Origin of the sequence: Nonomuraea sp. NPDC049637, assembly GCF_040675235.1 — a bacterium.
Classification (GTDB): Bacteria; Actinomycetota; Actinomycetes; order Streptosporangiales; family Streptosporangiaceae; genus Nonomuraea.
Map to the genome: position 1 here is coordinate 72099 of NZ_JBFAOM010000033.1, position 11819 is coordinate 83917.

Here is an 11819-nt window from a genome sequence, read left to right on the forward strand (position 1 = left end):
CTAGCACACCTGGCTGGGCGAGGTCAGGGCAGGCGGTTGCGGTAGACCTGCCTCGCTCGCTCGTACAGGGCCAGGTGGTCGTCCACCTGGGCGGGGGTGTCGAAGCGGCCGGACTCGCGCAGGATCGACTCCAGCCGGTCCAGCCAGGCCAGGCACCAGCGCACGTCCGCCTCCCTGGCCACGTGGCCGCCCGTGACGTCCAGGTACACGGGGCTGGTGTGGGCGTAGGCGCCGCGCCGGTGCTGGGAGCGCGGATGCGGGCCGCCGGTCGCCACAGCCACCACGTACGTCGGTTCGTCCGCCGTCAGCGTGGCCACCAGCCGCCCGGGTGGCCCCTGCGCGAGCACGCCCGCAGCGGTGCGGATCTCCAGTTCCTCGACCTCCGGCCCGATCGTGGAGACCACGATCTCCACCTCCTGGCCCGGCGGCAGCACCAGCGTGTCGCCGGGGCCGTGCCCGTTCACCGTGAGCTCCAGCCACGGCCCGGTGGTGGCGAACGTACGCCCGAGCTGGATCGCCTCGGCGTAGGACTCGGCGGTGAGGGGGCCGGCGACGTTGGCGTACACCCGCTCCCAGCCGGGCGGGGCGGAGGCGGTGCCGCGGCGGCAGAAGGACAGCACGGCGTCGGTCCCCGCCGTCACCGCCAGCCTGTTGCCCGCGCCGATGAGACGGCGGTACACGGCCGCCGTGGCCAGGACGGAGGAGTGGTTGAGCACGTCAAGGGAGTCGATCAGGCCCAGCGCGGCGTCGGCCACGATCTCCCTGGCCGCGCAGGACCGCCCGCGATCGAGTACGACGTCCGGCGGGTCGTCGTCGCCGAACGCGGTGTGGAACGGGTGACCGTAGGACACGATCCCGCCGAGCGCCCTCAGCTCCTCGCACGCCGCCGCGTTGGGCGGCCAGTCGGCCGTGCCGCCGAACCCCGTGTGGTAGCGGCCCGGCAGCCCGCGCAGCCCGAACGCCGTGCAGTGGCCGAGCACGTCGTTGCGGTACTCGACGCCGATCCTGGCCACGTGCCGGGCGTCGGACCACGGCAGGTCCTTGCCCACCCACTGCTCCAGCGCCTCCGCGTCGTAGACGCGCTCGCTCGCCACGTTGCCCGCCACCAGGTTGAGCACGTGGAGGTCCTCGCCGTGCTGCGCGGCGGCGGCCAGCTCGGGCGCGGCGGGCTCCTCGCCCATCCAGTTGAGGTGCACGTGCAGGTCGCCGCCGTACCAGCCGCGGGCGGCCGCGTCGTACAGCCGTTCGGGCGTCAGCTCCACCAGCGTCTCCACGCCGGCCTGCGGAGTGATGGTCACGTCGGCGGTGCCGTACTCCATCCCCCTGGCCACGGTCACGGTGACGGGCTCGGCGGGGACGGGGACCACGAGGTCGTCGCCGTGGAAGAACGGCCGGCGGTGCGCGTCCAGCTTGGGCGGCGCGCCGCCCGGGTACCAGCCCTGGCCGTTCGCGCTCGTCACGCTCCACCGGCACGGGAACCCCGCGCGCAACCGCAAGCCGGCCGCCGCCACCCGCCTGCTCAGCGGCGCCAGGTCGACCGGCCGCCCGTCGACGACGACGGACTCGGCGACCTCGACCACCTTGGCCCCGCGCGCCTCCACCGTGCACCAGGTGCCGTCCACGAGCACGGTGACCGGTTCGTCCCTGCTGGAGTCGAGCAACAACGCCGTACGGAACGGCTCGCCCTCCAGCACGGTGCGCGTGACGGCCTCCACCGCGCAGCCGCCGGGCGTCAGGCGCAGCACGGGCAGGTTGTCCACGACGTCGCCGGCGAGCGCGTCACGCACCACCCGGTCGGGGTCCACCTCGCCGAGGTGATCCTCCAGTTCGGCGGCGGGCAGGTCGGGGTGGCGTCCGGCCAGCTGGCGCAGCCCGGTGTTGTAGAAGTCGTAGCGGCGGTCGAGGAAGACGGTCGCCCATGCCTGGACGACGTAGGACAGAGACGGTTCGCCCCAACAGGGACCGTGCGCGTCACGGAGCGCGCGGTAGTCAGCCAGGGCAGCGGATACAGGGCCAGGAAGCAACGCATCGTCACACATCGGACACTCCTCGGAGGGGACCCATGGTCATACTGACATGGACCTCCCGCTGTGTCCCGCTTTGCGGAGAAGGGCAAGACCTCAAGGCGATCGGCGCCCCGAACCCAGCACGTCCACCGGCCTCCCCGTCGTGTTTCGGCAGTCGCATCCGGTCCGTGTTCCGCGCGTGTCCTGATGGAGGCATTCTCTTCATCATGAGAAACACGCTCATGACGTTGGTGGCCTGCGGTGCTCTGCTGGCAGGGATTGCTCCAGCCCAGGCTTCCTCGGAGCGAGAAGTATCCCAAGAGCCTGTCCAGGCACTGAAAAGCGTTCTGGCAAGCGGACACGGCGTGCGTTTCACCGAAACTGCCATCGTCTCGAAGGGCACGAAGAAAGTCACTGAACGCCGACGTGAAGGCACCTTCGAGTTCAACGCGCTCAACGGAGGCGTCAAGGCGTTGGACGTCACCACGACCGGAGGCGCTCATGGAACCGAACGCGGCATTGGTTTCAATCACGAGCCCGGCGGCACCAGCTACCAATCCGGTGGGCTCATCGGGAAGTGGCTGAAAGACGGCAAGGTCTGGTGGGAGAACTCTCACCAGTTGTACCTCTGGCACACCGAGCTGCTCGGATACGATGAGCAGCTTCTCAATCCGACAGAGCCGGCCACCGTGGCGGCCCTGCTGAAGAACGGCCACAGGAACGGGAACAGCGTCACCGGCGTGATCACCTTCAAGCAGCTCGGCAAGGCTCGCTCCGTCTGGTTCCGCCATTCCACCCAGGGTTCATGGGGCCTCGTCGGTACGAAAGTCTCCTACACCCTCACGCTGACCCCGACGGGATCGATCAGCAGAGTGCGGAGCAGGTACACCCTCGCCGGCGGCCTTGATGAATTGGTGGGCAGAACCTTCTCCGCCGACACCCAGTACCAGGGGTGGGGTGAAAAGGTGTCCGTCAAGCCGCCGAACCCTCGCGACACGACAACTGAGTTGTGCATCAACGGCGAGGTCTGCCACTGGCGTCTTCCGAGTTGAGAACACGCCGCGCTTCCCGGCAATCACCGGCCGCCCTCAGGACGGCAGCCAGTCCGGCCACCAGGGAGGCACGTTGCCCACGCCGCAATTGAGCCCTGTCGCGCCGGTAGGCGTGCCGGTCGTCGCGAAATCGTAGAGGATCAGGCCGGCCGGGACGACCACCAGCAGCGGGGCGGTGACCCAGAAGCCCACCCGGAAGGCCACGACGGCGGCTCTGCCGTCGGCCCGCCTCACGAGCGCGCGGAACCCGGCGAGGAGAAGCGCGCCGCACAGGAAGACGGCCATGAAAAGCAGCCACCTGCCGCCGAGAAGAATCAGCCCGGCCAGCGCTTGGCCTCCGTCGAGATCGCCGAAACAGTACGAGAGCGCGCTGTCGACGAGCCGGCTGTCCGCCCACGCGACCGCGGCGGCGAGCAGCACGACCGCCACCAGAACACCCCCGCAACCGAGGGTCCGGCGAAAATGCGCCCGCGCCTCCGTCGAACCGGCGCCGGCGTACCGCATGGGCCCTCTTTTCCGTACCTCATTGTCGGGCAGGGTCTTCGGCCGCTTGGAAGAACTCGCCGCACGAGTTTCGCGGCAAAGGTGATCAATTGTAGCCGACGTCGGCCGTTTTCTTGCCGTTGTCCTGCAAGTGGTACAGCTTCAGCGCCTCGTCGAGACTGCATTCCTTGTGGCTGGAGTAAACGGCCCCACGGCTGACAGTGCCTGCCCACCTGGGAAGGCTCTCTTCATCGGCGAGGTCCGCCGGAATAGCTGGCATACTCTGTGGCCGCGCTCGGTTGCTGTGATGATGCGCTCAAGAAGCAAGGCGATGGAGTGCCGGGTCGTACTCCGGAGAGAAAGCGCGGCGAACGTCCTCGTCGGGCGCTCCTTCTGCTTATTGCGCGGAATCTGGGAAGCGACGCGTCTTCCGGATCCGCGTCCCGGGAAACGTGAACCAATTCGCGGCACCGTTTCCGTCCCCCGGAAATTCCGGCGCCCTTGGTGACCTCGGCACGAGATGAGGTGAGATTTGCAGGTGAGCCGGAGTTCGTGGGCCGCCAAGCGATGCCGCTGCGGCCGGGGGTCAGAGTGAGCCCCGGCCTGCCGGCCTCCGCCACCTGGTGGCGGCCGCGGCTGCCCAAGCTCACCCGCAGGGCATGGGGTCTTCCTCGGGGCGGTCGCGACCGCTTCCCGACGCCGATCGATTCACGGTCGGTGAACTTCAACGAGAACGGGCGGGACTCCGTGAGACTGGAGGCCCGCCCGTTCGTACGCTATTTTCCCTGGTCAGCGGCCTGAACCGCTGATCAAGATCTTGTGCCCCCTGTAGGATTCGAACCTACGCACCCGGCTCCGGAGGCCGGTGCTCTATCCCCTGAGCTAAGGGGGCGACGAGTGATAAGGCTATCAGCATCCGGGGACCACTCGGCACCAGATAACGCTCCTTGAACGCATCCCGCGAAAACCCCACGTGACCGGCCCGCTACGGGCTAGCTTTGCGCCCGTGAGCGACGTTCTTGGCAAAGTACTGGTCGTGGATGACGACGAGGTCATCCGGCAGCTCATCGCGGTCAACCTGAACCTTGAGGGGTTCGAGGTGTCGACCGCCACCGATGGGCAGGACTGTCTGGATCGCGTGATGGACGTCATGCCGGATGTGATCACGCTGGACGTGATGATGCCCTGCCTGGACGGGTGGGCGACGGCGGAGAAGTTGCGTACGGAGGAGGCGACCCGTCACATCAAGGTCGTCCTGATCACGGCGCGGGCGCAGGACGACGACCGGAGGCGGGGGCTGGGGATCGGGGTCGACGCGTACCTGACAAAGCCGTTCGATCCGGCCGAGCTCATTCAGGTGGTGCGGGAACTCGCTTCCGGGGCGCAGAGTTGATGGGTTTGTAGAACGGCGCCGGGGTGGTGTGCCGGAGGTGGCGGGGGAGCGGCAGAGGTGACGCCGCTCGGGCCGGCTCCGGATGCACGTCGGCGGCCACGACCATCGACGTGAGAGGCACGACGTGCGTAGTTCGATCTTCGGCAACCTGGCCGGCCAGCCGCTTCCCGGCGGGTTCGCGCTGGAGAACCACAAGATGCTGCGGGTCCAGTTGCCGCACGAGGTGCTCGCCAAGCAGGGGTCCATGGTCGCCTTCCAGGGGCAGATGGACTTCGACTACGAGGGCGGCGGGCTCGGCAGGCTGCTGAAGAAGGCCGTGACGGGGGAGGGTGCCTCCCTGATGCGGGTACGCGGCCAGGGGCAGCTCTATCTGGCCGACAACGCCGACGACATCCACCTCTTCTACCTGGAGAACGAGGGGCTGACGGTCAACGGGCGGAACCTGCTGGCGTTCGGGCCGGAGCTCAGATGGGACATCCAGCGGGTGCAGGGGGCCGGGGTCGCGGCCGGCGGGCTGTTCAACACCACGGTGACGGGCACGGGCTGGGTGGCGGTGACCACGCACGGCACGCCGGTGCTGCTGGACGTGGCGCGGATGCCGACGTTCGTGGACGGGCAGGCGGCGGTGTGCTGGAGCACGGGGTTGCAGGTCGGGGTCAACCGCACGATGAAGGTCGGGGCGTTGATCGGGCGGGGGAGCGGCGAGGCCATGCAGCTGGCGTTCCGGGGGCAGGGGTTCGTCCTGGTGCAGGCCAGCGAAGGGGCGCCGGTGGTGCAGACGTCCTGAGGCCGTACGGCTCAGGGGGCTCGCCGGGCGTGGACAGGTAATTAGCTTATTGCCATACTGGCTCGGTGGATATGGATCTGGTCAAGGCGCTGGCCAGTGAGAAACGGCTGCTCATCCTTGAGTGGCTGCGCGACCCCGAGCGGCACTTCGGTCCGCAGCGTGACGGCGATCTCGTACGCGACGGCGTCTGTTCGTTGTTCATCGCCGAGAAGCTGGGCGTGAGCCGGCCCACGTGCGGCGAGCATCTCAAGGTGCTGGCCCAGGCGGGGCTGATCCGGGGCACGAAGATCAAGCAGTGGGTGTTCTACCAGCGCGACGAGGGCCGGATCGCCGAGGCCAAGGAGATGTTGAGCAGTGACTGGTGACGCGGCTGACGCCTACGAACGTCCCGACGCCGACGGAGGTCCCGATGCCGCCAGAGGTTTCGAGGTCGCCGAAGGCCCTGAGGGCGACCGGCGGCCGGACGCCTATGAGCGTCTGATCGCCGAGCTCGATGCCGGCGGGGCGCGGTACCGGGTGATCGATCATCCGGCGGAGGGGCGCACCGAGCAGGTGAGCGCCCTGCGCGGGCACGGTGTCGAGCAGGCGGCCAAGTGCCTGATCGTGATGGTCAAGATCGGCAAGAAGCGCACCCGGCACGTGCTGGCCGTCGTGCCGGGGGACGCGCGGCTGGATCTGCAGGCGGTCAAGGGGCTGCTGGAGGGCACGTACGTGGCCTTCGCCGACAAGGACCGGGCCGAGGAGCTGGCGGGCAGCGTCAGCGGGACGGTGTTGCCGTTCAGCTACGACCCCCGTCTTGAGCTGGTGGTCGATCCTTCGCTGCTGGAGCTGCCGGAGATCTACTTCAACGCCGCGCGCCTCGACCGCTCCCTGGCGCTCGCCACCGACGACTACGTACGGCTGGCCGCGCCCCGCGTGGCCGGCATCGTGGCGGCGGCGGTGCCGTCCGCCGGTTAGCCGCCGGCGGACGCCCGGGGCGACCGGGGGCACATGCAGGTGCAGGTGAGGGGGGCGGTCCAGGAGGACGGGAGCGGGCGGAGGAGACGGCGAAGGCCGTGACCTGGGGGAACGTCCCCTAGGCGGAGGTGGCCTTCACGATCGCGAGCGGGCCGGGCGCGTGGTGCAGCATGGCCTGGCTGACCGAGCCGATGAGCATGCCCTTCAGCGTGCCGTGGCCTCGGCTGCCGACGACCAGCAGGTCGGCCCCGGCCGCCACCTCGCGCAACACCTCGACGGGGTGGCCGTGCACGACGTCCTCGATCACCTCCACGCCGGGATGGCATTGCCGAGGTATGGCGAGGAAGGTCCGCAGGGCCTCGCGGGTCTCGCGTTCGGCCTCCGGATCGGCGGGCCCGAAACCCGAGGGGCGCGGCCAGGCGAAGGCCTCCACCGCGCGCAGCCTGGCGCCGCGCAGCTCGGCCTCGGCGAAGGCGAACTTCAGCGCGCGCAGGCTGCCCTCGGAACGGTCGACGCCGACCACCAGCTCACCGCGCGGAACGGTCGGCGGGTCGCGGACCAGGACGACGTCCGTCTGGGCGTGCGCGGCCACCCCGTGGGCGACCGAGCCGAGCAGCAGCCCGCGTACGCCGCCCAGGCCACGACTGCCGACGACGAGCAGGTCGGCCTCTTCGGCGGTCTTGATCAGCGCGGCGCGGGGATCGCCGGGCACGAGTTCCGTGGTCACCTCGGCGCCCAGTTCGCGGGCCCGCCGTTCGGCGGCCGCGAGCACCTCCTTGGCGCCGTCGCGCATCCACTTGCCCACCTCCGCGTACCGGCCGGAGATGGGGCGGCAGACCCAGTCGGGCACCACGTGGGCCACGGTCAGCGACACCCCGCGCAGCACTGCCTCCTTGGCGGCCCAGTCGACGGACAGCAGTCCGGTCGGCGAGCCGTCGACACCTGCGACGATCATGGTCAGGCCACGTAACATTCCACTTCGGCGCGGCGATAGGCCAAGCCCTGTCTGGTGGACTCGTCGATGCACGCGCGCTCGGCCTTGCTGAGGAGCAGTTCGCCGCAGACCGTCACGCCGGAGTACGTCCGGCAGTCGAGTGAACGGTTGCGCCGGCCGATACGGTAGTTGTCCTTGACCGCCTGCCTGCACTTCTGGCGCAGGGCCTGTGTGTCGGCGTAGCGGCACTGGGCGGTCAGCGTCCGGTATTGCTGCTTGCTCACTTCCTGCTGCTCGATGCCGTCCCCAGAGGCGGCAGCCGGTCCGATCGTGGTGAGAGCCACGATCGCGGCCACAGCGGCGATCTTCATCATAGTTCCCCTGAGGGAGTCCGTACCGCCAGGGGCGATCGCCAAACCTTGGGGTGATCGCCATGCTGACGCTCCGGTGCGACGAGCCCGCCCCCGGTTGGGAAGGACACGTCCTGCCGATCGGCAACAGAGCGCTCGGCGCGTGCGTGTTCGGGGCGCTTGCGACCGAGCGCGTCCAGCTCGACGAGAAGCCGTTGCGGACCGGCGGTCCGGGCAGCGCGGAGCCCGGCGGATCCGGCAACTGGCCGACGGACCGTCCCGGCGCTCCGGGCGGCGTGCGGCGGGTCATCGACGAGCGGGGTTCGATGGCGCCGGAGGAGGTGGCCGCGAGGTGGCCGCGATCCTGGGAAACCCGTCCTACAGCACGGGGAATTTCGCCTCCTACCCGGCGCACGCCATCGTCGGCAGGCTGACGGCGCGACTTCCGGGACCGGTGGGGTTCATGTTGCGCATTGGCATTGCGCATGACGGCGGTGAGGACGAGATGACGGCCGAGGCCGGACGGCTGACCTGGGCGGACGGCGTGCCAGTCGAGGTCAGGCCGGTGTCGGCGCGCGGCGGGACCGCGCGGCTGCGCGGCCCCGGGTTCGCACTCGCCCTGGAGACCAGGCCAGAGGAAAGCTCGACCTGGAGACCAGGCCAGGGGAGAGCTCGACCTGGGACTAGGGCAGGGGGGAGCTGCGCGCTGTCGCCAGCACGCTGAACCACGTGCGGTGGGTGACGTTCGTCTCGTGCCAGGCGACCGCGAACCCGGCCGCGTCCAGCACCGCGAGCAGGTCGCCCGCGTCGCGGTGGACGAACCAGCGCTCGTACTCCGTCCGGTACGGCACCGGCTCCCAGCCCTCGTTGTCGCCCAGGGCGGTGATCAGCGCGAGCACCCCGCCGGGGCGCAGCGCCGCGTGCCAGGCGCGCAGCGTCGCCTTGGTCTGCTCGGACGGCACGTGCACGAGGGCCGCGGCCGACCAGACGCCGTCCAGGGACGCCGGCGACAGCGGCGGCCGCCGCAGATCGCCCAGGACGGTGGGCACGCCGCGCCCGGTGGCGAGCCTGGCCATCTCGAGCGACAGGTCCACGGCCACGGTGGTCAGGCCGCGTCCGGCGAACCAGGCCGACTCGCGCCCCGGGCCGCATCCCAGGTCGGCGACCGTGGCTCCGGCGGGCAGGGCTGAGACGAACCGGTCGCGGAAGCCCGCGACGGAGGGTGACGGATCGGCGACCTGCTCGTCGTACTGGCGCGCGATGCGGTCGTAGGTGGCGGTCGTGTGCGCAATGGGATCAGACATCCCCTTGATCCTGCCACGCGCGGGGTTATGATCGCGGTGACCAACGCGGGAGCCCGGTGCGGACCGGGCTGAGAGGACGGCTGTCAGCCGCCGACCGCCAGAACCTGCTCCGGATAATGCCGGCGAAGGGAGTTTGCGCGATGAGCGACGCGCGCTTTTCCAAGATCCACATCGGTGACCTTCAGGTGCCGATGCGCGAGGTCAGGCTGTCGAACGGCACGTCGGTGCGGCTCTACGACACCTCGGGGCCGTCGCGCACCGACCGCTCGGCGTGGGGGTCGCCGGTCACCCAGCTCGGCGCCGCGCGGCGCGGCTTGGTGACCAAGGAGATGGAGTTCGTGGCCGTCCGGGAGGGTATGACCCCCGAGTTCGTCCGGCAGGAGGTCGCGGCCGGGCGGGCGGTCATCCCCGCCAACGTCAACCATCCCGAGTCCGAGCCGATGGCGATCGGCCGGAACTTCCTGGTAAAGATCAACGCCAACATCGGCAACTCCGCCGTCACCTCCTCGATCGAGGAGGAGGTCGAGAAGATGACGTGGGCCACCCGGTGGGGCGCCGACACCGTCATGGACCTGTCCACCGGGCCGAACATCCACGAGACCCGCGAGCAGATCATCCGCAGCTCGCCCGTCCCGGTCGGGACCGTGCCCGTCTACCAGGCGCTGGAGAAGGTGGGCGGGCGTCCGGAGGCGCTGTCGTGGGAGGTCTACCGCGACACCCTGATCGAGCAGTGCGAGCAGGGCGTCGACTACGTGACGGTGCACGCGGGCGTGCGGCTGGCGCACGTCCCGCTGACCGCCCGCCGCAAGACCGGGATCGTCTCGCGCGGGGGCTCGATCATGGCCGCCTGGTGCCTGGCCCACCACCGCGAGAGCTTCCTGTACGAGCACTTCGACGAGATGTGCGCCCTGCTGGCCCGCTACGACGTGACGTTCTCGCTGGGCGACGGGCTGCGCCCCGGGTCGATCGCGGACGCCAACGACGAGGCCCAGTTCGCCGAGCTGCGCACCCTGGGCGAGCTGACCAAGATCGCACATGCGCACGACGTGCAGGTGATGATCGAGGGCCCCGGCCACGTGCCCATGCACAAGATCAAGGAGAACGTCGACCTGCAGCGCGAGCTCTGCGACGACGTGCCCTTCTACACCCTCGGCCCGCTCGTCACCGACATCGCCCCCGGCTACGACCACATCACCTCGGGCATCGGCGCCGCCATGATCGCCTGGTACGGCACCGCCATGCTCTGCTACGTCACCCCCAAGGAGCACCTCGGCCTGCCCAACCGCGACGACGTCAAGACCGGCGTGATCACGTACAAGATCGCGGCGCACGCGGCGGACCTGGCCAAGGGGCACCCGCAGGCCCAGGCGTGGGACGACGCCCTGTCGGACGCCCGGTTCGAGTTCCGCTGGGAGGACCAGTTCGACCTGTCGCTCGACCCGGACACCGCCCGCGCCTTCCACGACGAGACCCTGCCGGCCGCACCCGCCAAGACCGCGCACTTCTGCTCGATGTGCGGCCCGAAGTTCTGCTCGATGAAGCTCAGCCACGAGGTGCGGGCGGGCATGGCGGACAAGGCGGCCGAGTTCCTCGGGAAGGGCGGCTCGATCTACCTCTGATTTTCGTGAAGCCCGGGGGCCGGCCCGCGCGGTCAGCCCGGGAGCGTCTCGCCGCCGATCGGGGCCAGCACCTCGCCCGTGTAGTACGAGGACAGCCGGTCGGCGGCGAAGAACACGTACGAAGGGGCGATCTCGTCGGGGTCGGCGGCCCGCTTCATGGGCACCTGCGCGCCGAACTTCTCCACCTTCTCCTCCGGCATCGTGGCCGGGATCAGCGGCGTCCAGACCGGGCCGGGGGCGACGGCGTTGATCCTGATGCCGCGCTCGACCAGGTTCTGGGCCATGGAGTAGGTGAAGGCGTTGATCGCGCCCTTCGTCGCGGCGTAGTCGATGAGGGTCTTGTTGCCGCGCAGGCCGTTGATCGAGGAGGTGTTCACGATCGCGCTGCCCTCCCGCAGGTGCGGCAGCGCGGCCTTGGTGACGCGGTAGTAGCTGTGGATGTTGACCGCGAACGTGTGCTCCCACTGCTCGTCCGTCAGCTCCTCCAGGGAGTCGACCGGCGCCTGGTAGGCCACGTTGTTGACCAGGACGTCCAGGCCGCCCAGCTCGGCGACCGCCTGCTCCACGACCGTCGCGCAGTGGTCGCGGTCGCCCAGGTCGCCGGGCAGCAGCACGCAGCGCCGCCCCTCCTGCTCGACCAGGCCGCGGGTGTGGTTGGCGTCGTCGTGCTCGTCGAGGTAAGCGATGGCGACGTCCGCGCCCTCCTTGGCGAACGCCACCGCGACCGCCCGGCCGATGCCCGAGTCACCGCCGGTGATCAGCGCCTTCTTGCCCGCCAGCAGGTTCCTGCCCTCGTAGCCGCGCATCTCGTCGCGCGGCTCGGGGGACATCTCGTCCGTACGGCCCGGGTACGGCTGGGTCTGGGGTGGTGGTGTCTCCGACATGTCCGGCGATCTTCCCTCGACGGGGTATCGGTAACGTCATGCTTTGCCCA

Annotated in this window: 13 protein-coding genes, 1 tRNA gene and 1 riboswitch; of the genes, 7 read left to right on the forward strand and 7 right to left on the reverse strand. The window is 69.8% G+C overall.

The features are described from left to right. Window positions 1–23: 23 nt before the first annotated feature. The gene (locus tag AB0J71_RS34930; protein WP_364418171.1) at window positions 24–2039 is read right to left on the reverse strand and encodes a CehA/McbA family metallohydrolase; all 2016 of its coding nucleotides are present in this window, start codon (window positions 2037–2039) and stop codon (window positions 24–26) included. Between the two features lie 194 nt (window positions 2040–2233). Here AB0J71_RS34930 and AB0J71_RS34935 point away from each other — a divergent pair, with 194 nt between their 5' ends. After that, window positions 2234–3058 carry a hypothetical protein gene (locus AB0J71_RS34935; RefSeq protein WP_364418173.1) on the forward strand — a complete coding sequence of 275 codons (825 nt, stop codon included), beginning with the start codon at window positions 2234–2236 and terminating at the stop codon, window positions 3056–3058. 36 nt (window positions 3059–3094) lie between these two features. On the opposite strand, the gene AB0J71_RS34940 is transcribed toward AB0J71_RS34935, so the two are convergent. Next, a complete protein-coding gene (locus tag AB0J71_RS34940; protein WP_364418175.1) occupies window positions 3095–3487 on the reverse strand; it encodes a hypothetical protein in 393 nt (130 codons plus the stop codon). 874 nt (window positions 3488–4361) lie between these two features. Then, window positions 4362–4433: transfer RNA gene (locus AB0J71_RS34945), tRNA-Arg, on the reverse strand. A gap of 114 nt (window positions 4434–4547) precedes the next feature. Here AB0J71_RS34945 and AB0J71_RS34950 point away from each other — a divergent pair. The 4 genes from AB0J71_RS34950 (at window position 4548) to AB0J71_RS34965 (ending at window position 6678) form a co-directional block, all read left to right on the forward strand. Then, complete coding sequence (locus AB0J71_RS34950) at window positions 4548–4934, forward strand: response regulator (protein WP_352319636.1); 387 nt, start codon at window positions 4548–4550, stop codon at window positions 4932–4934. A 124-nt stretch (window positions 4935–5058) separates the two neighbouring features. After that, on the forward strand, window positions 5059–5721 hold the full coding sequence (locus AB0J71_RS34955) for an AIM24 family protein (protein WP_352319638.1): 663 nt from the start codon (window positions 5059–5061) through the stop codon (window positions 5719–5721). 71 nt (window positions 5722–5792) lie between these two features. Beyond that, entirely contained in the window at window positions 5793–6086 is a 294-nt protein-coding gene (locus tag AB0J71_RS34960; protein ID WP_364418221.1) for a winged helix-turn-helix domain-containing protein, read from the forward strand. Further along, window positions 6076–6678, forward strand: coding sequence for a YbaK/prolyl-tRNA synthetase associated domain-containing protein (locus AB0J71_RS34965; protein ID WP_352319642.1), 603 nt, complete (start codon window positions 6076–6078; stop codon window positions 6676–6678). The genes AB0J71_RS34960 and AB0J71_RS34965 overlap by 11 nt, the downstream gene beginning before the upstream one ends. A gap of 118 nt (window positions 6679–6796) precedes the next feature. On the opposite strand, the gene AB0J71_RS34970 is transcribed toward AB0J71_RS34965, so the two are convergent. Together AB0J71_RS34970 and AB0J71_RS34975 are read right to left on the reverse strand one after the other, a co-directional pair. Beyond that, the gene (locus AB0J71_RS34970; RefSeq protein WP_364418177.1) at window positions 6797–7633 is read right to left on the reverse strand and encodes a universal stress protein; all 837 of its coding nucleotides are present in this window, start codon (window positions 7631–7633) and stop codon (window positions 6797–6799) included. Window positions 7634–7635: 2 nt separating this feature from the next. Beyond that, window positions 7636–7986 (reverse strand): hypothetical protein, encoded by a 351-nt coding sequence (locus AB0J71_RS34975; protein WP_352319645.1) that lies wholly within the window; start codon window positions 7984–7986, stop codon window positions 7636–7638. A gap of 59 nt (window positions 7987–8045) precedes the next feature. Here AB0J71_RS34975 and AB0J71_RS34980 point away from each other — a divergent pair, with 59 nt between their 5' ends. Then, on the forward strand, window positions 8046–8396 hold the full coding sequence (locus AB0J71_RS34980; RefSeq protein ID WP_364418179.1) for a glycoside hydrolase N-terminal domain-containing protein: 351 nt from the start codon (window positions 8046–8048) through the stop codon (window positions 8394–8396). A gap of 249 nt (window positions 8397–8645) precedes the next feature. Here AB0J71_RS34980 and AB0J71_RS34985 read toward each other — a convergent pair whose 3' ends face one another. Continuing rightward, window positions 8646–9266: a class I SAM-dependent methyltransferase gene (locus AB0J71_RS34985; protein WP_364418181.1), complete on the reverse strand. Its 621-nt coding sequence runs from the start codon at window positions 9264–9266 to the stop codon at window positions 8646–8648. 35 nt (window positions 9267–9301) lie between these two features. After that, a riboswitch (TPP riboswitch) is annotated at window positions 9302–9414 on the forward strand. Here AB0J71_RS34985 and thiC point away from each other — a divergent pair. Then, window positions 9407–10885 carry a phosphomethylpyrimidine synthase ThiC gene (gene thiC / locus AB0J71_RS34990; RefSeq protein ID WP_352319650.1) on the forward strand — a complete coding sequence of 493 codons (1479 nt, stop codon included), beginning with the start codon at window positions 9407–9409 and terminating at the stop codon, window positions 10883–10885. It overlaps the preceding riboswitch by 8 nt. A 32-nt stretch (window positions 10886–10917) precedes the next feature. Here thiC and AB0J71_RS34995 read toward each other — a convergent pair whose 3' ends face one another. Then, on the reverse strand, window positions 10918–11769 hold the full coding sequence (locus AB0J71_RS34995) for an SDR family oxidoreductase (RefSeq protein WP_364418183.1): 852 nt from the start codon (window positions 11767–11769) through the stop codon (window positions 10918–10920). Between the last annotated feature and the right edge of the window lie 50 nt (window positions 11770–11819).

Excerpts from the sequence above, each read along its gene's own strand:
- AB0J71_RS34970 (WP_364418177.1), bottom strand. The coding sequence starts at position 7,633 with ATGATCGTCGCAGGTGTCGACGGCTCGCCGACCGGACTGCTGTCCGTC.
- AB0J71_RS34980 (WP_364418179.1), top strand. The coding sequence starts at position 8,046 with ATGCTGACGCTCCGGTGCGACGAGCCCGCCCCCGGTTGGGAAGGACAC.
- thiC (WP_352319650.1), top strand. The coding sequence starts at position 9,407 with ATGAGCGACGCGCGCTTTTCCAAGATCCACATCGGTGACCTTCAGGTG.
- AB0J71_RS34975 (WP_352319645.1), bottom strand. The coding sequence starts at position 7,986 with ATGATGAAGATCGCCGCTGTGGCCGCGATCGTGGCTCTCACCACGATC.
- AB0J71_RS34930 (WP_364418171.1), bottom strand. The coding sequence starts at position 2,039 with ATGTGTGACGATGCGTTGCTTCCTGGCCCTGTATCCGCTGCCCTGGCT.
- AB0J71_RS34960 (WP_364418221.1), top strand. The coding sequence starts at position 5,793 with ATGGATCTGGTCAAGGCGCTGGCCAGTGAGAAACGGCTGCTCATCCTT.
- AB0J71_RS34995 (WP_364418183.1), bottom strand. The coding sequence starts at position 11,769 with ATGTCGGAGACACCACCACCCCAGACCCAGCCGTACCCGGGCCGTACG.
- AB0J71_RS34935 (WP_364418173.1), top strand. The coding sequence starts at position 2,234 with ATGAGAAACACGCTCATGACGTTGGTGGCCTGCGGTGCTCTGCTGGCA.
- AB0J71_RS34985 (WP_364418181.1), bottom strand. The coding sequence starts at position 9,266 with ATGTCTGATCCCATTGCGCACACGACCGCCACCTACGACCGCATCGCG.